Consider the following 24,791-nt stretch of genomic DNA (forward strand, 5'->3'; position numbering starts at 1 on the left):
ACTCCTTTTATTCGGGCAGGGCGATCGGACCGATTTCGTCGAACACGTCACCTGGCCCCGGGTTCTCGGGGTGAGTTTCACCGCCGAAGTGCTTCATGATTCCCCACACGGCATTGAGTGAGGTTTGTACCGCGCCCTCAACCCAGGCCGGTGTCCATGAGACGTCATCGCCGGCGATAAAGATCCCTCGCTGTTCGGCCGGCATGTCGTCCTGCATGAAATGTGCGTACATGCGCTGGTTGTAGCGATAGTGGCCGGGCAGAGCACCTTTGAATGCGCCGAGGAAATGCGGGTCGGCTTCCCAGGACACGGTGATCGGATCGCCGATGATCCGTGCGGCGATGTCCACCTTGGGATAAATCTTCTTCAAGGCATCGAGCGCCAGCTTCACGCGCTTTTCCACCGGATGGGGGAGCATTTTCAGCGCATCGCTCATCCACGAGTACGACAGGCAAATGACCCCTGGCTTGTCATCGCCATTGTCGAACAGATAGGTGCCACGGGTGAGGCGATCGGTGAGGGTCATGCTCATCAGGTCGCGGCCGGTTTCCGGATCCTTGTCCTTCCAGAACGGTCGGTCGACCATCACGAAAGTCTTCGACGATTGCATGTAGCGGGTGCGGTCCAGGGCCATCCACATTTTTTGCGAGAACAGCGCCTCTTCGCATTCGATCTGAGTGGTCAGCAGCCAGCTTTGGCAGGTGACCAGCACCGCAGCATATTCGCGGGTGTTGTCCCACACGTCGGTCACGCTGAACCGGCCATCGTCGGCGCGCGCGATGCGCTTGACACCGCTGCGCGGGGCGCCCAGGTGCAACGAGTTGAGGCTGGTACCTTCTGGCCAATGCGCGCAGCGCTCCGGCACATGTTTCCAGATGCCATGGGGCACCTGCTCGACACCGCCAACCACCAGGTGCTGATGATCGTCGCAATTGGTCATCACCACGCGGAAGATTTCCAGCATCGAATTGGGAAAGTCCGAATCCCAGCCGCCGGTGCCGAAACCAACCTGGCCGAATACTTCACGGTGCTGGAACGAGAGTTTGGCAAACGCCTTGGAGGTGGCGACGAAGTCGTAGAAAGTGCGGTCGTCCCACAGGGGGACCAGGGTGTTCCACAGTTCCTTGAGGCGTGGCACGTCGCGGTCGCGAATCGCCTGCTGGATATCGCCGAAGCGCGAACCGTCCTCCAGCGCATCCGCCCAGGCGTCGGCCACTTCCTGGAACAATGCCGGCAGGTCGGCCAACTTTTGTGCGTAGTAGGTCTGGCCTTCCAGATCGATGACGGTACTGCCCGAGGCCGGGGTCAATGGGTTGGGAAACGGTTTGGTCTCCAGGCCCAGTTTGTCGACGTAGTGATAGAACGCCGTGGACGACACCGGAAACCGCATGCCCCCCAGCTCGGCAATGACACCCTCGGCGCCGTTGAACGCCTGTGAGCGCAGGCGCCCACCCATCTTCGACGCTTCGTAGACCACCGGCTTGAGGCCCAGCTTCATCAACTCGTAGGCCGCCACCAGGCCGGCGATCCCGGCGCCGACAATCGCGACTTCCGCCCCGTGGTTGTGGGCGGGAATACTGCCCAGGCCGGCGGGATGCTCGATCCAGTCGTCAAAAGCGAAAGGAAAGTCCGGCCCGAAAATGGTGATGGGCTTCTTGCCGTCTGCTGGGTGGCGATTGTTCTTGTTCATGGCTGACCTTGATTGGGCGACTCGACGCGGCTTGCGCGTCTGAGTATAGGAAAGATGCCAGCCATTCTAGAGAGGGTGAAACACGTTAATAAGACGCAATGTGTCGTCGTTATGAATGATTTGTAGTCATTTTGATGTATCCATTGATCCTAATGACGAAACATAGTCCCGGTAGGAGCGAGCTCGTGCGTGATAGCGGCATGCTGGTCAGGGAGACGTAGCCGGCCCGACGGCACCGCGTGCATATTAAGTCGCACGCGCTAGACCGGCTGTCCCCGATCGATCTTGCTGCTGAGGATGATCGAAGTGGTGGTTTTCTCCACCCCATCCACACTGCCAATCTGATCCAGTAACTGATCCAGCTGCTCCGGTGAATCCGTGCGCAGCCAGGCCACATAGTCGAATTCGCCACTGACCGCACACAGTTGCTGGACCTGGGCCATCGCACTCAAGCGCCGCAGCACGTCCTTGCCGGAGCGCGGTTGAACCTTGATGCCGACATAAGCCTGCAACCCGCCGTCAATCACCCGCTGCCCCAGACGCACGCCGTATCCGGTAATGACCCTGGTTTTTTCCAGCCGCGCCAGCCGCGACGTCACGGTTGTGCGGGCGATGCCCAATTGTCGGGCGAGCATGGCGACGCTTTCCCGGGCATTGATTTGCAGGGCGGCAATCAGTTGGCGGTCGATTTCGTCGAGGACGGGAGGGCGGGCGTCAGACAAGGTGGGCTCCGGCGTGGATATCGGTGGCTGGCATGTTACAGGCTCGCATGCCTTTGCCACCTAATCCATTGGGATGCGGTCGGGAAATGCCTGCCGCCATGATGTTGGTCATGGCGACAGTATCCGCAGAGTTGACGATGCGGGTATCAACTCGTTTCAGATGTGGCCGCAGCCCAATCCAGGCTGCGACCGGGCCAGGGTCATTTCCAGCGATTGATATCCCATGCCTTGCGGTCGAGATCGAGATCGGGGAATTTTGCCGGATCAAATACCGGCCTTGCCACACCGGCTTTCAACTGCGCGCGGAAGTCGTTGATCACCCGTATTGCAGTAGGGAACAGCATCAGAATCGCAATCAGGTTCACAAGTGCCAGAATGCCCATCATCGGGTCTGAGAAGAAGAACACCGAGGTGGCGTTCGGGGCCGCGGCGCCGAGGAAAATCAAGCCCAGAATAAACACGCGCAGCACCAGCAGGGCTGGTTTCGATTTGGTGATTGCCGCAAGTGCGTTCTCACCCAGATACACGTTGTAAATGATGGACGAGAAAGCGAAGAGCAGGATCGCCAGGCTCAACGCGTAGCGCGACCACTCACCAAAATGGTTGGCCAGTGACTGCTGTGTCAGCACGACACCGTCAATACCTGTGGCACCGGCAACATAGACGTCACCCAGCAGGATGATGAAAGCCGTGCACGAGCAAATCACGATCGTGTCGATGAAGACTGAGAACGATTGGGTGATGCCCTGGCTGACCGGGTGATGTACCAGCGCAGTCGCTGCGACGTTCGGTGCGGAACCAAGCCCCGCCTCGTTTGAGAACAGGCCGCGGCGCAAGCCTTGTGCAATCGCCGCTCCCATGCCGCCGGCAATGGCTTCTTCATAGCCGAAGGCACTGGAGACGATGCGTACGAAGAGCGCCGGAATTTCACCGATGTTCATCACGATGACGATCAGGGCAAGCGCCAGGTAACCCAACGCCATGACGGGAACCACGACATCGGCCGCCTTGGCAATGCGCTTGATTCCACCAAAGATCACAAACCCGGTGACAAGCACCAGGAGCGCTCCGGTCACAAAGCGGCTGATCCCGAACGAATCCTGCATCGCGCCGGCCACAGTGTTGCCTTGAAAGGCGTTGAAGCCAAGGCCGAAGGCCGCCAGCAGGCAGACTGCATAAACGATCGCAAGCCAGTTGTAGTTCGAACCGAGGCCGTGCCGGATGTAGTCGGCTGGGCCGCCACGGAAGGAGTGCTCCCCGTCAGTGCGCTTATAAACCTGGGCAAGCGTACATTCGACGAGACTGGTCGCCATGCCGACGAGCGCGATACACCACATCCAGAAAACCGCGCCGGGCCCACCGAGCGTAATCGCGACGGCTACACCGGCAATGTTTCCGCCGCCCACACGACCGCCCACAGATACCAGCAGCGCCTGTCGCGCACTGAGGTTGTTGGGGTCGCTATTCTGGTTCTTACCTGAGAGCACGCGGAACATCCGGCCGAAGAATTCGAACTGGACGAAACCCGACATAATCGTGATGAACACGCCGAAGACCACGAGAATGGGTATGAGCGACCACCCCCACGTGAGGCTGTCGACATACCCGAACAGCGTTTGCAGGAATTCCATCTGTTTCTCCTATATTTCTTATTATCGGCGGAGCCGCCCTCTTGAGCGTCCCGCGATCAGTTTATGCCTGGTTTTACATCCGATTTCTCGTCTTCGGACGTTTCGATGCCGCCGACCGTTCCCGATCCGAAAACCCGCAATATGGCACCGTCGAGTCGTTCGAGGGCAGCACCGGCCTTTATCACTGGCAGTGGCCGGGCCCTGGCGGGCGCAACTGTACTACAGAGCGGTAGTTTCGCGCCCTGAGAGTTGTGCTTAATCAGCCTCAGGGGACGGTTCTGTGCATGGCAACTGTGGTCATGTGTCTTGCAGAAGCGGGCTGTAGGATAGCGGCAGCCCGGGGATCCCGAGACCTATCCAGCCCATGACTGTCTGACCCAGGCCAATCTCGCTTACTCGACAGAAGGTCATCGCCATCGAAAAGGATGAGCTGCCGGTCGGCATGGTTGCCTGTGCGCGAGTCCTTGGAACCACCTCATAACGCTAAGATTACAGTGAGCGACGCAGAAGGCCGCTACACGATATCGCTATCATCCTGAGCTGGGGGACGCGCGGGTGCTGAGGACGACGCTGGGGCCTGCGTAGCCGCGAGCGGCTGCATGGGTATGTTCTGACCATCAACGGCTTGGCCTTGAGAGCTGCCCACCGCGCGTTGCCTCAGAGCTCCAATGCTTTTGTCCCAGGCCAATTGGGAGGTGGTGCCGATGGCGCTGGCGGCGCTGATGACCCCATCCCCTGCCGCTTGAACTGCACTTTTGGTGTGGTCGGCCCCTGAAACAGCTGTTTCTTTGACAAATCTGGCGCTGGCTAGCGATGTCTTGAGTGCAAGTTCACCGCCCTTGACCGCCACCCTGCCAGCTGCATCTGCGCCCCCTTCTACTGCTTTTGGTACATGGGCATCGACTGCAGCGGTGGCTTTTTTCGGCAACGACCCACCTAGCGAGGCGCCAGCTGCCCACAACCCGAACGCCACGGTGCCCAATACGTTTTTTACACCCTCCGAGGCTGCGGTAGCCGCCATTTTTCCCAGTTCCTTGGACTTGGCCAAGTTAGCTGTGGCGGCTGTACCCGCGCCCATTGCAGAAAAACCGCCAATCAGGAGACCGTTTCCTACCACACTGACCGGGTCTACTATCTCTTTCAAGGCATCGCCGCTGATGACCGCATTCAGAGCCGTAGCCGCGCCTTCACCAAGCCGTGCGGAGACCATCTTAACCAGGGCAGTGGCATCGAGATCCTTTAAAGTCTTGAAGTCATCCAGCCACTCGGTGTCTTGATCAATAGGCTTGTGAGCCTGCCCCTCCGGTACAGCATCTCGACGGCCATAGAGCATTGCAGGGTCAGCTAAATGGTTCGTGCGATCGCGGCTTACGTTGTAATGCTCAATTGCCATGCCCACGATGATAGCCGTGACCGGTCGTAGGGCGGGTTGCAGGATTGCATCCAGGTTCTCTTTGCCTGCAGCCGTCATGGCCAGCGTTGACGCGTACATTGCCGTATTACGTACGGCAAACCCGGTAAGCCATTTATTGGCTTCGTCGAAGGCATTGCGCAATGGACCTTTGTCCAAGGCCAGCAGTTTTTGCGCCACTGATGCTTGAAGCGCCGGGTGTAGTGTCTTGCTATCAGGTTTAAGGTAATAACCCGGCTTAAAGCCTGCAATTGTCTTGTTGCCGGCAGCATCCGCCATACCGGCATACAAGCACGCCATAGCGTTCTCTATAGCCGCTTCGCGTACGGTATTGGCATGCTTGCCCGCTACCTGAAGGATGGACGGCTTGAAATTACCTGCCTCGGTAAGCGCCGCAAAGGGCGTCCCCCCCATCCCGGACTTTATTGACGCAAATAGTCTGTCGGCTCTGGCTGCGTTTTTTTCCGCCTTCTCCATGTCGTGGACGTTATAGCTCCCCGCCTCTAACCGTTGAGCCCGGTCATCACGAATGGCGTTCAGCTCCGCGTTGCGGGCGCTTGAGGCCGGGGGGGCGGGTTGGCCGGAGTCAGCGTCTGTTTCGAGGTGAGCCTCGAAATGTTTTTCAAGGCGCATGCTCATCGCTAACCCGATAGAGCCGAGGTTAGGAGAATGAGAGGCCTGTTGCGCTGCTTCCTGCTGTATCCCATCAGGTACACGACTGAGCGAGCCGCTTGCACCTACATTAATCGTATCCATGGCATTTTCCTCTGAGTGATCGGCAGATAGAAGAATGCAAATGACTCCGGTGGCCTACGCGCCCCCCGGCCAATCACTCCCCCGCTCCGACACATCTCAACCTGGACGCTATGAGCGGCGACATCCTTACCCCTGAGTGACCGTGCCGGAAGAAGGGTTCCAAAGAATTTAATAAAAGTGAAATGGCGGCTACGTGGAGTGATCAATAATTACCGGATGAACGAGCCCATGAAAGCCATGACACCGTTTCCCCTTACGATAAGGGGTAGGCAAACGGTTATGTTCATGACTTAACCCTAGGACTGTATCTGTGATGGACAGCCAGAAACGCAAAAGCCGCGCAATGCGCGGCTTTTTGTATGGTGGGCCCACACGGACTCGAACCGTGGACCAAAGGATTATGAGTCCTCTGCTCTAACCAACTGAGCTATAGGCCCTCAGTAGGCCGCGGATTATAGCGACGGTTTCTCGGCTGTGCTATCCGAAAAATCCGATACGGTCATACGAAGAAACGTTGCGGCGAACTCTTCGGCGCACAGGGGCAGGCTGACGATGTAGCCCTGGATCTGTTCGCACCCTTCTTCAGCCAGAAATTGTTGTTGGGCCAGGGTCTCGACGCCTTCGGCGATGATGGTGAATTGCATACTGCGGCCCAGGGCGATAATTGCCCGCACGATGGCCACGTCGTGCGGGTCATCGGGTAGGCCACGGACGAAGGACTGGTCGATCTTGAGGAAGTCCAGCGGCAATCGCTTGAGGTAGCTCAGAGATGAGTAGCCGGTGCCAAAGTCGTCTATCGCCAGTTGCACGCCGAGTTTTTTCAGCTGGTGCAGCACTGCGAGGGCTTCTTCGGCCTGGCTCATGATGAAGTTTTCGGTAATTTCCAGTTGTAATAAGCCGGGCTTGAGATGGTGCTCACGCAGCAGTTGCTCGATACGCCCCAGCAGGTTGGGTTGGCGCAATTGGGCTCCGGCCAGGTTGACTGACAGCGGGCCGAGGCTTTCGTAGGCGGCGTTCCATTCGGACAGTTGCCGACAGGCACGTTCCAGTACCCAGTCGCCAATCTGCAGGATCATGCCGTTTTCTTCAGCCAGCGGGATGAAATGTTCCGGCGGTACGTCGCCAAACGTGGGATGAGTCCAGCGAATCAGCGCCTCGGCACCCACCAGGCGATTGTCGGCAAGGCTGAATTTGGGTTGGAAGGACAACGATAATTCGTTGCGCTCGATGGCGCGTCGCAACTCGTGTTCCAGTGCCACCCGCTCACTGGCCTGGGCGGTGAGGTCGCGGGTGTAGCTTTCAACCCGGTTGCGACCCTTGGCTTTGGAGCGGTACATCGCCGCATCGGCATTTTTGACCAGCGTGGCAACGTCGCAGCCATCCTGGGGGTACAGACTGGTGCCGATGCTGGCGCTGATGAAAAATTCATGTTCGCCGGCCTGGAACGGTGCCGCAAAGCAATTCAAGAGTTTTTGGGCAATGTGTTCGGCATCGCTGGGTTGTTGCAGGCCTGGCAGCAGGATGATGAATTCGTCGCCACCCAAGCGCGCCACGGTATCGATATCGCGCAACTGCTCACGCAGGCGCACGGCGATACCCTTGAGCAGCAGATCCCCTACCGGGTGCCCCAGGCTGTCATTGATGTGCTTGAAGCGGTCCAGGTCCAGGAACAGCACCGCACCCTGACCGCCATCTTCCTGCTGGCTGTTGAGCGCCATCAATAATCGGCTTTCGAATAATGTGCGATTTGGCAGGCCGGTGAGCGGGTCGTGGTGCGCCTGGTAATCGAGTCGGGCCTGGGCGTGCTTGAGGCTGGAAATATCGGCAAAGACCGCAACGAAATGGGTGATTTCCCGATCCCGGTTACGCACCGCGCTGATGGTCAGCCAACTGGGATACAGCTCGCCGTTTTTACGCCGGTTGGATATCTCCCCCTGCCAGTGTCCCTCGGCCGTCAACTGGTGCCACATCGCGGCATAGAACGCGCTGTCGTGCAGGCCGGAAGCCAACAGCCGCGGAGTGTGACCCAAGGCTTCGGTTTCGCTATAGCCGGTGATTTCGCTGAAGGCGCGGTTTACCGCGCTGATGTGCTGTTGCGTATCGGTGATCAGCACGCCTTCGGCGGTGCTCTCGAACACGGTGGCGGCCTGTTGCAGTTTTTCCTGCATGAGGTGGCGTTCGGTGATGTCCCGGGCGATGGTCAGCATGCAGTCTTCGTCGCCGATGGGCAGAGGACGGCTGGACACTTCGCAGAGCCGTATCTGTCCATCGTTACGGCGGATATGACACCTGAAGTCCCTGACATAACCGTCTCGTTGCAATAGGTCGAGCATCTGTTTGCGCTCATTGAGGTTGACCCAGATGCCCAGGTCCAGGGTGGAGCGGTCCACCGACAAGGCGCTGTTGAAGCCGGTAATGCGACTGAAGCCTTCGTTGACCTCAATCAGCAGGCCGTCGCTTTGCCGGGACAGTAGCAGGCCGTCGGGCGAGGCATGAAAAGCCTTGGCGAACTTCTCTTCGGAGGTCTGCAGCTGCTGCTGGGTTTCCTTGAGCTGGCTGATGTCACGGACGACCACGACCAGCGCTGGGGTGGTGTCGAGGTCAAAGGGTTCGGCCGAGATCAGCCCGGTGAACACCTGGCCATTGCTGCGGCGAAAAGGCATCTCCAGATTGCGGATGCTGCCGGCCTGTAATCGTTGCAGCAGGCTCGGGCCGACGTCCTGGATGCCCCAGATGTTCAGTTCGGTCGCGGTCCGGCCCACCACCTCCGCGGCGCCCAGGCCAATCTGCTCCTCGAAGGCCTTGTTGACCTCCAGCAGGCAACCGTCCAGCAGGCGCGCGATCACCAGGATGTCCGGGCACTGGCGGAATACCGAGGCGAATTTTTGCTCGGAAAGGCGCAGTGCTTCCTCGGTACGTTTGGCTTCGCTGATGTCGATCATCAACCCGCGCATCACCGGTTCGTGCCCGTGTTGGATCAGGCTGACAATATCGCGCACCCACAGGCAGCGGCCGTCAGCAGTGATCACGCGGTAATCGATGCAATGGTCGCGGCCCGCCAGCACTTCATGGTCGCAATAGGTCTGGGCGCGGATCAGATCGGCGGGATGAATAATGTTGCGCCAGAACCCTGGAATCAACCAGTGGGAGAGGGGATAGCCGAGCAGTTCTTCAGCGTGAGGGGACACGTAGCTGTAGGTGAAGTCACTGACCCTTGCCTCCCAGGCAATTGCTGAAAGGCTCTCCACCAGCCCGCGATAGTGGTATTCGCTGCTGCGCAGTTCTTGTTCCAGATCGACTCGCCGCGCGATCTCTGAGCTGAGGCGGCGATTGATGCGGATCACCGCCGCGAGTATGCCGCTCAAGAGGAGCAGTGCAGGCAAGCCGTAAACCAGCAGGTCTGACCAGAACCTTCGGTAATCTCGAACATTGCCGACCCATTTCTCCTGTATTTCGCTGATTTGGGCCGGGGTCATGTCCGCTATCACCTTGTCCAGGATGCCCACCAGTATCTTGTTCTCCCGGGGGACGCCCATGGCCAGTTGATAGCGATAGGGTGTTTCTCCGCTGACATAGAGCCCGTCAAGCTTGAGTTGGCGCAGGCTCCAGACACTGGAAGCCAGGTCGCCCACCACCGCATCCACTTTATCGGTGGCCAAGGCTTGCAAGGCTGAGCTGACATTGGGCAGCGCCACCAGATTCAGGTCTGGATGGTGGTTGCGCAACAGTTCGTGGGGCGCATAGTTTTCCACCACGGCGATTTTCAGCCCGTACAAATCCTCAAGATTATGAGGTTCTGCACCGCCATGATGGGCCAGGATGACGATGGGAAAGTCCAGATAGGGGCGGGTGAAGGCAAGGTAGTTCTGACGTTCGGGCGTGGACATGATGCCGGGTAAAAGATCGATTTTGCCCTGTGCGACCTGCTCCAGCACCATCGTCCAACTGACGGGCTCGATAGGCGTGAGCGTGACAGCCAGCCGCTCGCGGATAACATCCACGTAGTCGGCGGCCAGGCCCTGATATCGCCCCTGATCGTCGCGAAACTCGAACGGTGGCCAGGAGGCGTCGACACCCAGGCGCAGGTCGGGGTGGTCCTTGAGCCAGCGGCGCTCTTCTTCGGTGAGCGTCAGCGCGCCAGCCGTTGCGGTCCAGGTCATCAATGACAGCAAAATCACGGCCGTCAGTCTGGGCATCACGGTCTCGTCATGGCTTGGGGAGGATGTTTCGAGTGTAGACGGGCAATGGGGCGGGGGGGCGCAACGGGGGCATTTTATCTGCACATAACAAAACCCCCGGCAGGGCCGGGGGTTTTTAACGTCACTCGTCGAGGAAGGAGCGCAGGTGCTCGCTTCGCGTCGGGTGGCGCAATTTGCGCAAGGCTTTGGCCTCGATCTGACGAATCCGCTCGCGGGTTACGTCAAACTGCTTACCGACTTCCTCAAGGGTGTGGTCGGTATTCATGTCGATGCCGAAACGCATGCGCAGTACCTTGGCTTCACGGGCAGTGAGACCGGAGAGTACTTCGCGAGTCGCTTCCTTGAGGCTCTCAACGGTGGCGACATCGATCGGCGACTGCATGGTGGAGTCTTCGATGAAGTCACCCAGATGGGAGTCTTCGTCATCACCGATCGGGGTTTCCATGGAGATCGGCTCTTTGGCGATCTTCAATACCTTGCGGATTTTGTCCTCGGGCATTTCCATGCGTTCGCCCAGCTCTTCCGGGGTCGGTTCACGACCCATCTCCTGCAACATCTGCCGGGAAATGCGGTTGAGCTTGTTGATGGTCTCGATCATGTGCACCGGAATACGGATGGTGCGGGCCTGGTCGGCGATCGAGCGAGTGATCGCCTGACGGATCCACCAGGTGGCATAAGTCGAGAACTTGTAGCCGCGACGGTATTCGAACTTGTCCACCGCTTTCATCAGGCCGATGTTGCCTTCCTGGATCAGATCGAGGAATTGCAGACCGCGGTTGGTGTACTTCTTGGCGATGGAGATCACCAGACGCAAGTTCGCTTCGACCATCTCTTTCTTCGCGCGGCGGGCCTTGGCCTCACCGATCGACATGCGACGGTTGATGTCCTTGATCTCAGCGACGGTCAGGCCGGTTTCGGCCTCCAGCGCGGTCAGTTTCTGCTGGCAACGAACGATGTCCGGTTGCAGGCGGGCAATGGCTTCAGCGTATTTGCTTTTGCCTTTGGCCAGTGCATCGGTCCAGCTTTCGTCGACTTCGTGACCAGGGAACTGACGCAGGAAATCAGCACGTGGCATGCGGGCATCACGCACGCACAGTTGCATGATCGCGCGCTCTTGCTGACGCAGACGATCCAGGGCGCCGCGGACACGCTCGACCAGGCCTTCGAATTGCTTTGGCACCAGTTTGATCGGCATGAACAGCTCGGCCAGTGCCAACAGCTCGGCAATTGCCTGCTTGTTGTTGCGGCCATGCTTCTTCAGCGCCTTGCGGGTGATTTCCATCTGGTCGGCCACAGCGCCGAAACGCTGGGCAGCGATGACCGGATCCGGACCGCTTTCGGCTTCTTCTTCGTCGTCGCTGGCGTCGGCGTCGTCGTCATCGGTGTCGTCGTCGGCCTTGGCGGCTTTCGCGTCGATCGGCGGCGGCACTTCGGCTGCAGGCGGCGCGATACCGTCGTCCGGGTCGATGTAACCGCTCAGGACGTCGGACAGGCGGCCACCTTCGGTGGTGACGCGGGTGTACTCGGAGAGAATATGGTCAACCGTGCCAGGGAAGTGCGCGATTGCGCCCATCACTTCGCGGATGCCTTCTTCAATGCGCTTGGCGATTTCGATTTCGCCTTCACGCGTGAGGAGCTCTACCGTACCCATTTCACGCATGTACATGCGCACGGGATCGGTGGTGCGACCAATGTCGGTCTCGACCGCTGCCAACGCTGCGGCCGCTTCTTCAGCGGCCGCCTCGTCGGTATCGGCGTCGGCCAGCATAAGGGCATCCTTATCTGGAGCAACCTCGAATACGTTGATCCCCATGTCGTTGATCATGCGGATGATGTCTTCCACCTGTTCCGGATCTGAAATATCCTCCGGCAGGTGGTCGTTGACCTCCGCGTAAGTCAGGTAGCCCTGCTCACGACCCAATAGGATCAACTCTTTGATACGAGACTGCTGTTGCGCTTTTCCGGACATAACACCCTATCCACTGAAGGTCTTGGCGGGCAAAAAACAAGCCGAGGATTATACCTGAGCTGTGACCTCACGCGCCAGTTGAGGTCGGGTTTGATGCGCAAACATTGCGGCTGAGTAAGTCGCGCAATTGGTTTTTCTCTTCGCTGGTCAACTCGCTCTGGCGAGCTTTTCGCAGAAGTTGTTCCAGATTTCGCTCGCGTTGGCGGGCGGACAAGCTAGTAATGGTGTCGAAAAACTGTTGTTCAAGGTTGTCTCCATCAATCAGCCATTCCTTCTCGGCCAGGGCCTTCAACAGGCGCCCTTGTTCGGTGCCGTGCCACCGGGCGATCAACTGGAAAGAGTTAAGTTTGGGGTTCTTCTGCACGGCTTCAAGGAGTGCGATCAGCAATTGCGTATTGCTGTGGTCCTCGGCGGCGAAGTGCCCGGCGTCCTCGACCTTTTCAGCCAGTTGCGGGTGGTGCAGCAAAGTCCGCAGGGCGGCCAGTGTTGGTGGTTCGACGGCAGCCGGCACGCGCGGGGCACGTGGCTGGTCGCGATCGCCGCGCTTACCGTTCTTGTCCCAGGGTTTTTTGTCCCATTTCTTGCCGCCGCTGCCCGGTTTCTTGGGGGGCCATTCCTGCGCAGGCGCGTAGTCCTGCTGAGGTTGATGATAGTCGGCGAAATCCGGCATCGCGTCGTAATCAATACCTGGGTCGTAAGCCGGCGGTGCTTCCTGTGGGGCGCTGTGGACCAGTTGATTGACCGCTTCGCTGTTCAGGCCGGTGATTTCGGTCAGGCGCTGGCGCATCAGTGTGCGCAAGTTGGCGCCGGGTACCTTGTCGATCAGCGGTGCCGCGAGGGTGGCCATATGAGCCTTGCCTTCGAGGGAGCGTGGATCGGCTTCTTCGGTCAACTGCTGGAAAAAATAATCGGCCAGCGGTTGCGCGTGCTGGTTGATCCGCGCGCGGAACGCATCGGTGCCTTCGGAGCGCACCAGGGTATCCGGATCCTCGCCCTCGGGTAAAAACAGAAAGCGCGCTCGCCGGCCATCCTGCAGGCATGGCAACGTCGCTTCCAGTGCTCGCCAGGCGGCATTGCGGCCGGCTTGATCGCCGTCGAAGCAGAACAGCACGCTGGGCACGACGCGAAACAGGCGCTTCATGTGCTCTTCGCTGGTGGCGGTGCCCAGGGTTGCAACGGCATTGCGCAAACCTTGCTGGGCCAGGGCGATCACGTCCATGTAGCCTTCGACGACGATGATTTCGTCGAGGTTGCGGTTGTTCTTGCGCGCTTCGTATAGCCCGTAGAGTTCCTGTCCTTTATGGAATACCGGGGTCTCCGGGGAGTTCAGATACTTGGGCTTGTCGTCGCCCAGGACCCTGCCGCCAAACGCGATGATCCGTCCGCGCGTGTCACGGATCGGGAACATTACCCGGTCGCGAAAGCGATCATAGCGCTTGCCGGTTTCGGCATTCTCGATCAGCAGGCCGGCGTCGATCATCGCGCGCTGCTGCAAGGTGTCGCTGCTTAAGTGCTTGTACAGATTGTCCCAGCCGGGCGGAGCAAAGCCGAGGCCGAAGTCCCGGGCGATCTCGCCGGTCAGGCCGCGACCCTTGAGATAATCCACTGCTGCCTTGCGGGCGGGATGGCTTTTGAGGGCCTGACGATAAAAATCGGCCGCCGCGGTCAGCAGGGGGTAGAGCGGCGAGTCGGTTGGTTGGCGCGGTTTGTGCGCTCGGCCACTTTCCTCGCGGGGAATTTCCATGCCCGCGGCTTTGGCCAGTTCTTCGACAGCCTGGGGGAAATCCAGGTTGTCGTGGTCCATGATGAAACCGAGGGCATTGCCGCCAGCGCCACAGCCGAAGCAGTAATAAAACTGTTTGTCGGGGCTGACGCTGAAGGAGGGGGTCTTTTCCTTGTGGAACGGGCAGCAGGCCGTGTAGTTCTTGCCGGCTTTTTTCATTTGCAGGCGAGAGCTGACCACATCGACGATGTCGGTGCGGTTCAGGAGGTCGTCAATAAAGCTCTGGGGAATCAGCCCGGCCATGGCGTTCTCATCATCACTGCGCGAAATATGGACCCGAAATCAGCAGGCGTAACCGACTCTTGGTCTTGAGGCACGTAAAACGGTGGCTCGACCGGGTCGTCTGCATCATCGCTGTCGGGAAGTGTATCTGCCGATAGTCCACTGACGTTAATCACTAATCAGTATTCGACTGTTTGAATATGTTGCGCTGAGTCCGGTAACGGCCGTTCAGGCCTCGGATCATCAGGTGGGCACGCAAGCAGGTGCCTTGGGCTGATCGTCGTTAGAGGAATCAGGGGTGTGCTCGTCAGTAGCCTTGGAAGGCTCGTCAGAAGAGACGTGCACCGCTGGCAAAAGAGCCAGGTCTGACGTGGTAAAGCAGGTTGTCTCGGTCGCATGTGCGACTTTGACGGTGAAGCATCAAGCGTTTTCCGCAAATGCCATAAGCCCGGCTTGAGGGCCGGGCTTGGCAGAAGCTTGCTACGGACGTCTGTGTATTAGTACAGACGTACGGCGCGGCGCTGTTCGCGCTGAACTTTCTTGGCGTGACGCTTAACAGCGGCTGCTGCTTTGCGCTTACGCTCGGAAGTCGGCTTCTCGTAGAATTCGCGGCTACGAACTTCAGCCAGAACACCGGCTTTTTCGCAGGAGCGCTTGAAACGACGCAGAGCTACGTCGAAGGGTTCGTTCTCTTTTACTTTGACGGCTGGCATCCAGAGCTACCTTCATTCATTACCGGGGTCAACATCCTCGCGGCAAAAGAGCACTTGAAGACGTCGGTTTTTAAGGGTTGCGGATGTTAACCCCTCATCGCTCGGAATGCAAAGCCTCTGATCGAAAACCGCTGGTCGGGGCACAACGTGACGACTATTATGCGCGCCTTCGAATTCAGCCTCTACAAGGCGCAAACCCATGCTAGTACTGGGATTAGAAACCTCCTGCGACGAAACAGGTGTCGCATTATACGACAGTGAACGCGGCCTGTTGGCCGATGCACTGTTCAGCCAGATCGACCTGCACCGCGCCTATGGCGGCGTGGTACCCGAGCTTGCGTCCCGCGATCACGTCAAGCGCATGCTGCCTTTGATTCGCCAGGTCCTGGCTGAGGCCGGCTGTGTGCCGACCGAGATCGACGCCATTGCCTACACCGCCGGGCCGGGCCTGGTGGGCGCGCTGCTGGTGGGTGCTTCCTGTGCCCAGGCGCTCGCCTTCGCCTGGGGTATCCCGGCCTTGGGTGTGCATCACATGGAAGGTCATTTGCTGGCGCCGATGCTGGAGCCGCAACCACCGGAGTTTCCGTTCGTCGCTTTGTTGGTCTCGGGCGGTCATACCCAGTTGGTCCGGGTCGATGGCATCGGCCAATACGAACTGTTGGGAGAAACCCTGGACGACGCTGCCGGTGAAGCTTTCGACAAGACTGCGAAGATGATGGGCCTCAATTACCCGGGCGGACCGGAAATCGCGCGGTTGGCGGCCCAAGGGATTGAAGGGCGGTTCGTCTTTCCGCGGCCGATGTGTGACCGCCCCGGCCTGGATTTCAGCTTCAGCGGCCTGAAAACCTTCGCCCTGAACACCTGGCAGCAATGCGTCAGCGCCGGAGACGACGGCGAGCAAGCCCGTTGCGACATCTCGCTGGCGTTCCAGCAAGCGGTGGTGGAGACTTTGACCATCAAGTGCAAGCGCGCCCTGAAACAGGCCGGACTCAAGCGTTTGGTGATCGCTGGCGGAGTCAGTGCGAATAAGGCTTTGCGCGTGTCACTGGAGAGCATGCTTGGCAGCATGAACGGCGACGTTTACTACGCCAGGCCGGAGTTCTGTACAGATAACGGGGCGATGATTGCCTTCGCCGGATGCCAACGTTTGCAAGCTGGCCAGCACGAAAGCCTGGCAATCAGCGTGCAGGCGCGCTGGCCCATGGAGCAGTTGTCACCGCTGTAGGGCGTGCGGTTTAAAAATGCCGTTCGCGCCCGGCAAACAGGTCGCGTAGATTGCCCCGGTGGCGCCAGACGATCAGTGCAACGAGTGCGGTCACCGGCAGCAAGGCCGTCGGTTCCTGCCAGGCCAGCAATGGCAGGATCAGCGGCGTGGCGATCAGGGCGGCCAGGGAGCTGGTGCGGGTCAGGTAGAACGTCAGCAGCCAGGCAGCGACGGCCAGCAGGGCGGCGGGTGGATACAGACCCAGCAACATGCCGGCGGCGGTGGCGACGCCCTTGCCGCCGCGAAAGCGAAAGTACAGCGGGAACAAGTGACCGATGACGGCGCAGACACCGATCCAGGCCTGTTGCTGCAACGAAAGTCCTGCAAGATTGGCGAGCAGAACCGGGACAAGGCCTTTGCAGAGGTCGCCAAGCAAGGTCAGGATGGCAAGTTTGCGTCCGGCCAGGCGCAGCATGTTGGTGGCGCCGGCATTGCCCGAGCCACTCATTCGCGGATCCGGGCGACCGGTCAGGCGGCTGAGCAAAATGGCGAAGGACAGCGAGCCGAGCAGGTAGGCGAAAGTCGCCAGTAACCAAAACATGCTAACTATTCCGGGCGAGGACGCCCTGATTCTAACGGCGCATTGCGCCCTTGTCGTGCTGCGGAGAAGAGTGCTTGGACAGAGTGTTTATCGAAGGCCTGGAAGTCGACACGGTCATTGGTGCCTACGACTGGGAGCGCGGCATCCGCCAGTGTCTGCGGCTGGATCTGAGTTTCGCCTGGGATAACCGTCCGGCCGCCGCCGACGATGACCTGACCCTGGCGCTCGATTACGCCAGCGTATCGTCGCGCATCCAGGCATTTGCCGAGCAAGCCCAGTACCAGTTGGTTGAGACCTTTGCCGAACGACTGGCCCAAGCGTTGATGGACGAGTTCAAGATTACCTGGCTGCGTCTGAAACTGACCAAGCCCGGCGCTGTGCCGGCCGCCAGGGGCGTGGGCGTGGAGATCGAGCGCGGATGTCGCTGACTCAGGTTTTTCTCGGGCTCGGCAGCAATATCGAGCGCGAAGCCCACTTGTGCGCAGGTCTTGAAGCCCTTGCCGGGTTCCTGGTGGACATACGCTGTTCGGCGGTGTTCGAGAGCCAGCCGGTGGGCATCAAGAGCGGGCCTTTTTTCAATTTCGTCGTAGCTGCCTACACGGATCTGCCGCTGATGGAGCTGGACCGTCGCCTCAAGTTCATCGAGGCAGACAATGGTCGTTATGCGCCGGACCGCAAAGGGCTCCCGCTGGATATCGACGTGTTGTTGTATGGCGAGCAGGTCGGCAATTTCGACGGCTTGATCCTGCCCCGCGCCGAAATCCTCAAGAACGCCTTTGTCCTTTGGCCGTTGTCGTTGATTGCGCCCGACCGGATTCATCCTGGCGTGGGAAAAAGCTTCGCGACTTTGTGGGATGAGGCGCAGATTGATCAGGTGCTGGCGCCGGTGGCTTTTGAGTGGCGGGGTGTACCGCTCACGCCTTTTGAGCTGCTGTCAGGCCTCTGACGTCATCGCGCGAGCTGGCTCGCTTCCACATTGCCTCTGAGCGGTCCGCGATATCCTGTGGGAGCGAGCCCGCTCGCGATGGCGGCGGCCTATGCTCCCCAGATGCAAGCCGACACAAGCTCTGTCAGTTCGTCGCTTCCTTGTATGCCTTCAACGCCTTGAGGCGTTCACGCTTGATCGCCTCGCCCAGTTCAGGACCCTTGAAGCCTTTTTCCAGCAAGGGCTGCACCGCTACTCCGCGTGCGGCCGTTGCCGCTCCCCGCAGGTAATCCGCCTGTGGATAACTTCGACTCTCCAGGCCCTTACGACCGCGCGCATCCATCTCACAGGCCGCGATGAACTCCTCGAAGCGCTGGGGGCGGCGATACACGTCAAAGCTGTGCAACAGCTCAAGCAAGGTAGAAGCCTTCAACTCAAGGGCGCGATGACCATGGGTGTGGTATTGACCGACGAGTAACGCCAGTTCCTGGCAGTCGCGAGGCGCCTTGAAACGTTCATTGACCGCTTTGATCAGCTTCAGCCCCTTGTGCTCATGGGCGATGTGTCGCGGCCATTCGTGCGCGGGCGTCAGCCCTTTGCCCAGATCATGCAGCAGGCACGCCCAACGGACCGTCAGTGGCTGTTCATGCAGGGCTGCCTGCTCCAGCACGCTCAGAGTGTGGACGCCGGTGTCGATTTCCGGATGATGGGCCTCGGGTTGCGGCACGCCGAACAGCGCATCCACCTCGGGCATCAAGACTTTGAGGGCTGTGCAATCGCGCAGGACCTGGAAAAACACCTGTGGTTGTTTTTCCATGAGGGCGCGGGAAATTTCTTTCCAACTGCGCTCGGCGGTCAAGGCTTGCAATTCGCCAGAGTCGCTGAGCTGGCGCATCAGTTCCAGGGTTTCGTCAGCCACTTTGAAACCCAGCGCAGCATAGCGCGCGGCAAAGCGGGCAACCCGCAGGACCCTGAGGGGATCTTCGGCGAACGCGGGGGAAACATGACGCAGCAGGCGGGCTTTGAGATCGCGTTGGCCGTGGTACGGGTCGGTAAGATTGCCATGGTCATCTTCGGCCATGGCGTTGATCGTCAGGTCCCTGCGGATCAGGTCTTCTTCGAGGGTGACTTCAGGGCTGGCATGGAACACGAAGCCGCCATAACCGCGGCCACTTTTGCGTTCGGTGCGGGCTAGGGCGTATTCCTCCCCGGTCTTGGGATCAAGGAATACCGGAAAATCAGCTCCCACTGGGCGAAAGCCCTTGGCGAGCATGTCCTCGGCAGTAGCCCCCACCACGACCCGATCGATGTCGGTGACAGGAATGCCCAGCAGGCGATCGCGAACGGCGCCGCCGACTTTATAGATCTGCATAAAAAACCTCCGTTGGTCTGACAGGATAACCTTTGCGCCAGGCGTTCGGAGGTGAAAACGGGTTCAAAGATGAATGACGGCCAGGTCCAGCCGGCCATAATCTCCTTCGGTTTGTTCGGTTCTGGGTGGCACGTGATGGGTTTTCATCACTTGGTCGCCCTGCAAGGTTTCGAGATGAATGTCGAACCCCCAAAGGCGGTGCAGGTGCTTGAGGACTTCATCGGTTGAATCGCCCAGCGGTTTGCGATCGTGTGCCTGATGGCGCAGCGTCAGCGAGCGATCGCCCCGGCGATCGATACTGTAGATCTGAACGTTGGGTTCGCGGTTGCCCAGGTTGTATTGCGCCGCCAGCGTCTCGCGGATGACGCGATAACCGCTTTCATCGTGGATGGCAGGCACCAGCAGGTCATCTTTCTGGTCATCATCGAGGATGCTGAACAGTTTCAGGTCGCGGATGACCTTGGGCGAGAGGTACTGGAGGATGAAGCTCTCGTCCTTGAAGCTGCTCATAGCGAATTTAATGGCGGACAACCAATCCGAGCCGGCGATGTCCGGGAACCAGCGCCGATCCTCCTCGGTGGGGTTTTCGCACATGCGCCGGATATCGCGGTACATGGCAAAGCCCAGCGCATAAGGGTTGATGCCGCTGTAATACGGGCTGTCGAAACCGGGCTGGAACACCACGCTGGTGTGGGACGTGAGGAACTCCATCATAAAGCCGTCGGTGACCAGGCCTTCGTCGTACAGGTCGTTCATCAGCGTGTAATGCCAGAACGTGGCCCAGCCTTCGTTCATGACCTGGGTCTGGCGCTGTGGATAAAAGTATTGGGCGATCTTGCGCACGATGCGCACGATCTCCCGCTGCCACGGCTCCAGCAGCGGCGCGTGTTTTTCAATGAAATAGAGGATGTTTTCCTGAGGCTCGGCAGGGAAGCGCGCGTTGTCTTTCTCGCTGTACTTGTCGGCACCTTTGGGAATGGTGCGCCACAGATCGTTGATCTGCTTTTGCAGATGTTCTTCGCGATCCTTTTGACGCCGGCGTTCTTCTTCGGCGGAAATCGGATACGGTCGTTTGTAGCGGTCCACGCCGTAGTTCATCAGCGCATGGCAGGAGTCCAGCAGGTCCTCCACGGCATCGATGCCGTGACGCTCCTCGCATTGCATGATGTATTGCTTGGCAAATACCAGGTAATCGATGATCGAGCTGGCATCGGTCCAGGTGCGAAACAGGTAATTACCCTTGAAGAAGCTGTTGTGGCCGTAGCACGCATGGGCCACCACCAAGGCCTGCATGCAGATGGTATTTTCTTCCATCAGGTAGGCGATGCAAGGGTCGGAGTTGATCACGATCTCATAGGCCAACCCCATCTGGCCGCGGCTGTAGGATTTCTCGGTACTGAGGAAGTGCTTGCCGTAGGACCAGTGGTGATAGCCCAGTGGCATGCCGACCGAGGCGTAGGCGTCCATCATCTGTTCGGCGGTGATCACCTCGATCTGGTTCGGGTAAGTGTCCAGGGCATAACGGTCCGCGATACGGCTGATTTCCCGGTCGTAGGCCTGGATCAGCTCGAACGTCCATTCGGAACCGGTGGAGATGGGTTGACGCTTCTGCTCTTTTTTGGCGGTCATGTCACTAACCTGCGCTGGAAGAGTTCACGGAAGACCGGGTATATATCCCCGGCCGAAACCAGTTGCTGTTGGGCAAATGTGTCGGAAAACGCTTCGGCAATGCGTTCATATTCGTACCACAAGGCCTGATGTTCCCGTGGAGTGATTTCCACATAGGTGTAGTACTGGACGAACGGCATGATCTGATTGATCAGGATGTCGCGGCAAATGGGTGAATCATCGTTCCAGTTGTCGCCGTCGGACGCCTGGGCGGCGTAGATGTTCCATTCATTGGCCGGATAGCGTTCGGCCATGATTTCCTGCATCAACTTCAGGGCACTGGAGACAATCGTGCCGCCGGTTTCCCGGGAATAGAAGAACTCCTCTTCGTCCACTTCCCTGGCGCTGGTGTGGTGGCGGATGAACACCACATCGATCTTGTCGTAGTTCCGTTTGAGGAACAGGTACAACAGGATGAAGAACCGCTTGGCAATATCCTTGGTGGCCTGGGTCATGGACCCTGACACGTCCATCAGGCAGAACATCACGGCCTTGGAACTGGGGTTGGGTTGTTTCACCAGCAGGTTGTACTTGAGGTCGAAGGTATCGAGAAATGGCACACGGTGAATCCGCGCGCTAAGTTTTTCGATCTCCGCTTCCAGCTCCTGAATATCGCCAAAATTGTCGGGTTCTTCGCGCTTCAGGCGGGCGAGTTCCTCCTTTGTCTCGCGCAATTTTGCCCGGCTGCTGCCTGACAGCGCGATGCGCCGGGCATGGGCTGAGCGAAGCGTACGGATAATGTTGATACGCGAAGGATTGCCTTCATTGCTGATGCCGGCGCGCACCGTCTTGAACGTATCGGTGCCGGTTAGATTGCGCTTGACCAGATTCGGCAGCTCGAGGTCCTCGAACATGAACTCCAGGAATTCCTCCTGGGTAATCTGGAACACGAATTCGTCCATGCCCTCGCCGGAGTTACCGGCCTTGCCCGGACCTCTCCCGCCACCTCCGCCTTGTGGGCGCGGAATGTGTTCGCCGCTGGTGAATTCCTTGTTGCCGGGGTGCACGACAGTCTGTTTGCCGCCACGCCCGTGGTGAAGCACCGGCTCGTCGATGTCGCGTCCGGGGATACTGATTTGCTCGCCATGTTCCATGTCGGTAATGGAACGGCGGCTGACCGCCTCTTCGACGGCCTTCTTGATGTGGTCACGGTAACGCCGCAGAAATCGCTGGCGGTTCACCGTGCTTTTGTTCTTGCCATTAAGGCGTCGGTCGATCACATAGCTCATGGGTGGCCCTCTGGGCAGCTTCAAGTTGTGAGCTACAAGCTGCAAGTCGGCGCGCTGACCCGGATATCAGGCTTACGCGCTTTTTTTCTTGCAGCTTGTAGCTTGTAGCTTGCTACTGCCTCACTGCGATTTCCGGACCCGCAGGTACCACTCGGAGAGCAGGCGTACCTGTTTGTCGGTGTAGCCACGTTCGACCATGCGTGTGACGAAGTCGTTGTGTTTTTGCTGGTCCTCCTTGCTGGCCTTGGCGTTGAAGCTGATGACCGGCAACAGGTCTTCGGTGTTGGAGAACATTTTCTTCTCGATGACCACCCGCAGCTTTTCGTAGCTGAGCCAGGTTGGGTTCTTGCCGTTGTTGTTGGCCCGGGCCCGCAAGACAAAGTTGACGATTTCGTTGCGGAAATCCTTGGGATTGCTGATCCCGGCCGGTTTCTCGATTTTTTCCAGTTCCTCGTTCAGCGCCACGCGGTTGAGGATTTCGCCGGTTTCCGGATCGCGGTATTCCTGATCCTGGATCCAGAAGTCCGCGTAAAGCACGTAGCGATCGAAGATGTTCTGCCCATATTCGCTGTAGGACTCCAGGTACGCGGTCTGGATTTCCTTGCCGATGAACTCGATATAACGCGGAGCCAGATACTCCTTCAGGAAACGCAGGTAACGCTCGCGGGTTTCCGCCTGGAACTGTTCCTGCTCGATCTGCTGTTCCAATACATACAGCAGGTGAACCGGGTTGGCTGCGATTTCGTGTGGATCGAAGTTGAAAACCTTGGACAGGATCTTGAAGGCAAAACGTGTGGACAGACCATTCATCCCTTCATCGACCCCCGCGTTGTCGCGGTATTCCTGGATCGACTTGGCCTTCGGATCAGTGTCCTTGAGGTTCTCACCGTCATAGACGCGCATCTTCGAATAGATGTTGGAGTTTTCCGGCTCCTTCAGGCGCGACAGCACAGTGAATTGGGCAAGCATCTTCAGTGTGTCGGGGGCGCAGTGGGCCTTGGACAAGGAGCTGTTGAACAGCAGCTTGTCGTAGATCTTGACCTCGTCGGTGACTCGCAGGCAGTAGGGCACCTTGACGATGTAGATCCGGTCGATGAAGGCTTCGTTGTTCTTGTTGTTGCGGAAGGTGTGCCATTCCGATTCGTTGGAGTGCGCCAGCAGAATGCCGCTGAACGGAATCGCCCCCAGCCCTTCAGTGCTGTTGTAGTTGCCTTCCTGAGTTGCGGTCAGCAGGGGGTGCAGCACTTTGATGGGCGCCTTGAACATTTCGACGAATTCCATCAGGCCTTGGTTGGCCCGGCACAGCGCACCCGAATAGCTGTAGGCGTCGGCGTCGTTTTGAGGAAACTCCTCCAGCTTGCGGATATCGACCTTACCCACGAGGGCGGAAATGTCCTGGTTGTTTTCATCCCCCGGTTCGGTCTTGGCCACCGCGATCTGGTTGAGGATCGAAGGGTAGAGCTTGACCACCCGGAACTGGCTGATGTCACCGCCGAACTCGGCCAGACGCTTGGTGGCCCATGGCGACATGATGGTATTGAGGTAGCGGCGCGGAATACCGAAGTCTTCCTCCAGAATCGCGCCATCTTCGGTAGCGTTGAACAGCCCCAGGGGGGATTCGAACACTGGAGAACCCTTGATGGCGTAGAAGGGCACCTTTTCGATCAGTTCCTTGAGCTTCTCGGCCAGGGACGATTTACCGCCGCCGACGGGACCCAGCAGGTACAGGATCTGTTTCTTTTCTTCCAGACCCTGAGCGGCGTGGCGGAAATAGGACACGATCTGGTCGATGCACTCTTCCATGCCATGGAAGTCCTGGAAGGTCGGATAGCGGCGAATCACCTTGTTGGAAAAGATCCGCGAAAGCCTCGAATTGGCCGAGGTATCCAGCAGTTCCGGTTCTCCGATTGCCAGCAACAGGCGTTCCGCAGCCGATGCGTAGGCGCTGCGGTCCTGCTTGCAGAGATCGAGGTATTCCTGCAGCGAGTATTCCTCCTGCCGCGTGGACTCGAAACGTTGCTGGAAGTGGCTAAAAATGCTCATGACGTCACCTCGCTCGATACGTGGAGCCGGTGTCGGATCAATCAGTCGATGCTGGTCGGCCGCTGGGAACCCAGCTGCCGTTTACCCCCCAGAATGCTTTCAGAAATGCCGTCTCCTGAAAGCTGTCTCCCGATGAACCCGCGCGCCGGTGTACCGGCTCTCCCCTGTTTTGGATGGCCTGAGGCTAAGGATAGTTCGGAATCGGAGAGGTAAAGGTTGAATGCGTAATTAGTTGTGGCAGACCGTTCGTCCGCCATCACCCAAACCCGCGGTTCACGTGGGCTTGGGCGTCATAAAAATTATTCCGGGTTACCTGGGGCTGTTTCTTCAGGATAAATCGTGCGCCACCGCTCAAAACCGCCATCCAGGCTATAGACATCGGAGAAGCCTTGGCTGACCAGGTAAGCGGCCGCGCTCTGGCTGGAGTTGCCGTGATAACAGACCACCACCACGGGGGCATCGAGGTCCGCATTGCGGATGAAATCGGAGAGAGAGTGGTTATCCAGATGGGTCGAGCCGCTGATGTGCAGGGCAGCGAATGTGGCCGGATCTCGAACGTCGACGACAACCGCGCCTGTTTCACGCAGGGCCTGGGCCTGCTCTGGGGGGATGCGTTTAAAAGCGGTCATTAGGGACTCCTGTAGCCTGACGCG

17 protein-coding genes and 1 tRNA gene are annotated in these 24,791 nt (G+C 58.8%); 3 read left to right on the forward strand and 15 right to left on the reverse strand.

Translation table 11 applies throughout. The features are described from left to right. Positions 1–7: 7 nt before the first annotated feature. The 9 genes from BMY45_RS20760 to rpsU all read right to left on the reverse strand — a co-directional run bounded on the left by BMY45_RS20760 (position 8) and on the right by rpsU (position 15,096). Positions 8–1,690, reverse strand: coding sequence for a flavin monoamine oxidase family protein (locus BMY45_RS20760; protein WP_076383427.1), 1,683 nt, complete (start codon positions 1,688–1,690; stop codon positions 8–10). 260 nt (positions 1,691–1,950) lie between these two features. Further along, positions 1,951–2,412 (reverse strand): Lrp/AsnC family transcriptional regulator, encoded by a 462-nt coding sequence (locus BMY45_RS20765; protein WP_092400876.1) that lies wholly within the window; start codon positions 2,410–2,412, stop codon positions 1,951–1,953. A 200-nt stretch (positions 2,413–2,612) separates the two neighbouring features. Then, entirely contained in the window at positions 2,613–4,043 is a 1,431-nt protein-coding gene (locus BMY45_RS20770; protein ID WP_092400879.1) for an alanine/glycine:cation symporter family protein, read from the reverse strand. Positions 4,044–4,557: 514 nt separating this feature from the next. Then, positions 4,558–6,210, reverse strand: a complete 1,653-nt coding sequence (locus BMY45_RS20775; RefSeq protein WP_092400882.1) for a RopAA-2 — start codon at positions 6,208–6,210, stop codon at positions 4,558–4,560. A 360-nt stretch (positions 6,211–6,570) separates the two neighbouring features. Beyond that, positions 6,571–6,647 (reverse strand) — tRNA-Ile (locus tag BMY45_RS20780). 15 nt (positions 6,648–6,662) lie between these two features. Continuing rightward, the gene (locus tag BMY45_RS20785) at positions 6,663–10,406 is read right to left on the reverse strand and encodes a bifunctional diguanylate cyclase/phosphodiesterase (RefSeq protein ID WP_092400884.1); all 3,744 of its coding nucleotides are present in this window, start codon (positions 10,404–10,406) and stop codon (positions 6,663–6,665) included. 124 nt (positions 10,407–10,530) lie between these two features. Then, positions 10,531–12,378 carry an RNA polymerase sigma factor RpoD gene (rpoD, locus tag BMY45_RS20790; RefSeq protein ID WP_092400887.1) on the reverse strand — a complete coding sequence of 616 codons (1,848 nt, stop codon included), beginning with the start codon at positions 12,376–12,378 and terminating at the stop codon, positions 10,531–10,533. Between the two features lie 67 nt (positions 12,379–12,445). Then, entirely contained in the window at positions 12,446–14,404 is a 1,959-nt protein-coding gene (gene dnaG, locus BMY45_RS20795) for a DNA primase (protein WP_092400890.1), read from the reverse strand. 476 nt (positions 14,405–14,880) lie between these two features. Next, entirely contained in the window at positions 14,881–15,096 is a 216-nt protein-coding gene (gene rpsU, locus BMY45_RS20800; protein ID WP_002551877.1) for a 30S ribosomal protein S21, read from the reverse strand. Between the two features lie 199 nt (positions 15,097–15,295). On the opposite strand from rpsU, the gene tsaD reads away from it, so the two are divergent. Further along, positions 15,296–16,321: a tRNA (adenosine(37)-N6)-threonylcarbamoyltransferase complex transferase subunit TsaD gene (tsaD, locus tag BMY45_RS20805; protein ID WP_092400893.1), complete on the forward strand. Its 1,026-nt coding sequence runs from the start codon at positions 15,296–15,298 to the stop codon at positions 16,319–16,321. Between the two features lie 10 nt (positions 16,322–16,331). Here the strand turns inward: tsaD and plsY are convergent, their stop codons facing one another. Beyond that, positions 16,332–16,901 carry a glycerol-3-phosphate 1-O-acyltransferase PlsY gene (gene plsY / locus BMY45_RS20810; RefSeq protein ID WP_092400896.1) on the reverse strand — a complete coding sequence of 190 codons (570 nt, stop codon included), beginning with the start codon at positions 16,899–16,901 and terminating at the stop codon, positions 16,332–16,334. 74 nt (positions 16,902–16,975) lie between these two features. Here plsY and folB point away from each other — a divergent pair, with 74 nt between their 5' ends. Next, positions 16,976–17,329, forward strand: coding sequence for a dihydroneopterin aldolase (gene folB, locus BMY45_RS20815; RefSeq protein ID WP_092400899.1), 354 nt, complete (start codon positions 16,976–16,978; stop codon positions 17,327–17,329). Next, a complete protein-coding gene (folK, locus tag BMY45_RS20820) occupies positions 17,320–17,847 on the forward strand; it encodes a 2-amino-4-hydroxy-6-hydroxymethyldihydropteridine diphosphokinase (RefSeq protein WP_092400902.1) in 528 nt (175 codons plus the stop codon). The genes folB and folK overlap by 10 nt, the downstream gene beginning before the upstream one ends. A gap of 124 nt (positions 17,848–17,971) precedes the next feature. On the opposite strand, the gene BMY45_RS20825 is transcribed toward folK, so the two are convergent. The 5 genes from BMY45_RS20825 to glpE form a co-directional block, all read right to left on the reverse strand. Then, positions 17,972–19,198 carry a multifunctional CCA addition/repair protein gene (locus BMY45_RS20825; protein ID WP_092400904.1) on the reverse strand — a complete coding sequence of 409 codons (1,227 nt, stop codon included), beginning with the start codon at positions 19,196–19,198 and terminating at the stop codon, positions 17,972–17,974. A 63-nt stretch (positions 19,199–19,261) separates the two neighbouring features. Then, positions 19,262–20,827 (reverse strand): SpoVR family protein, encoded by a 1,566-nt coding sequence (locus BMY45_RS20830; protein WP_092400907.1) that lies wholly within the window; start codon positions 20,825–20,827, stop codon positions 19,262–19,264. Next, the gene (locus tag BMY45_RS20835) at positions 20,824–22,095 is read right to left on the reverse strand and encodes a YeaH/YhbH family protein (protein ID WP_047228076.1); all 1,272 of its coding nucleotides are present in this window, start codon (positions 22,093–22,095) and stop codon (positions 20,824–20,826) included. The genes BMY45_RS20830 and BMY45_RS20835 overlap by 4 nt, the downstream gene beginning before the upstream one ends. A gap of 120 nt (positions 22,096–22,215) precedes the next feature. Then, a complete protein-coding gene (locus tag BMY45_RS20840; RefSeq protein ID WP_047228075.1) occupies positions 22,216–24,138 on the reverse strand; it encodes a PrkA family serine protein kinase in 1,923 nt (640 codons plus the stop codon). Positions 24,139–24,437: 299 nt separating this feature from the next. Next, positions 24,438–24,767, reverse strand: coding sequence for a thiosulfate sulfurtransferase GlpE (gene glpE / locus BMY45_RS20845; protein ID WP_092400911.1), 330 nt, complete (start codon positions 24,765–24,767; stop codon positions 24,438–24,440). Between the last annotated feature and the right edge of the window lie 24 nt (positions 24,768–24,791).

Source organism: Pseudomonas sp. NFACC39-1, assembly GCF_900110355.1.
Classification (GTDB): domain Bacteria; phylum Pseudomonadota; class Gammaproteobacteria; order Pseudomonadales; family Pseudomonadaceae; genus Aquipseudomonas; species Aquipseudomonas tehranensis.

What these genes read in the sequence shown, in the direction of transcription:
- folK (WP_092400902.1), top strand. Translation starts at nt 17,320, where the DNA reads ATGTCGCTGACTCAGGTTTTTCTCGGGCTCGGCAGCAATATCGAGCGC.
- BMY45_RS20840 (WP_047228075.1), bottom strand. Translation starts at nt 24,138, where the DNA reads ATGAGCATTTTTAGCCACTTCCAGCAACGTTTCGAGTCCACGCGGCAG.
- plsY (WP_092400896.1), bottom strand. Translation starts at nt 16,901, where the DNA reads ATGTTTTGGTTACTGGCGACTTTCGCCTACCTGCTCGGCTCGCTGTCC.
- dnaG (WP_092400890.1), bottom strand. Translation starts at nt 14,404, where the DNA reads ATGGCCGGGCTGATTCCCCAGAGCTTTATTGACGACCTCCTGAACCGC.
- BMY45_RS20825 (WP_092400904.1), bottom strand. Translation starts at nt 19,198, where the DNA reads ATGCAGATCTATAAAGTCGGCGGCGCCGTTCGCGATCGCCTGCTGGGC.
- BMY45_RS20830 (WP_092400907.1), bottom strand. Translation starts at nt 20,827, where the DNA reads ATGACCGCCAAAAAAGAGCAGAAGCGTCAACCCATCTCCACCGGTTCC.
- BMY45_RS20760 (WP_076383427.1), bottom strand. Translation starts at nt 1,690, where the DNA reads ATGAACAAGAACAATCGCCACCCAGCAGACGGCAAGAAGCCCATCACC.
- glpE (WP_092400911.1), bottom strand. Translation starts at nt 24,767, where the DNA reads ATGACCGCTTTTAAACGCATCCCCCCAGAGCAGGCCCAGGCCCTGCGT.
- BMY45_RS20785 (WP_092400884.1), bottom strand. Translation starts at nt 10,406, where the DNA reads ATGCCCAGACTGACGGCCGTGATTTTGCTGTCATTGATGACCTGGACC.
- BMY45_RS20775 (WP_092400882.1), bottom strand. Translation starts at nt 6,210, where the DNA reads ATGGATACGATTAATGTAGGTGCAAGCGGCTCGCTCAGTCGTGTACCT.
- BMY45_RS20835 (WP_047228076.1), bottom strand. Translation starts at nt 22,095, where the DNA reads ATGAGCTATGTGATCGACCGACGCCTTAATGGCAAGAACAAAAGCACG.
- BMY45_RS20770 (WP_092400879.1), bottom strand. Translation starts at nt 4,043, where the DNA reads ATGGAATTCCTGCAAACGCTGTTCGGGTATGTCGACAGCCTCACGTGG.
- tsaD (WP_092400893.1), top strand. Translation starts at nt 15,296, where the DNA reads ATGCTAGTACTGGGATTAGAAACCTCCTGCGACGAAACAGGTGTCGCA.
- rpsU (WP_002551877.1), bottom strand. Translation starts at nt 15,096, where the DNA reads ATGCCAGCCGTCAAAGTAAAAGAGAACGAACCCTTCGACGTAGCTCTG.
- rpoD (WP_092400887.1), bottom strand. Translation starts at nt 12,378, where the DNA reads ATGTCCGGAAAAGCGCAACAGCAGTCTCGTATCAAAGAGTTGATCCTA.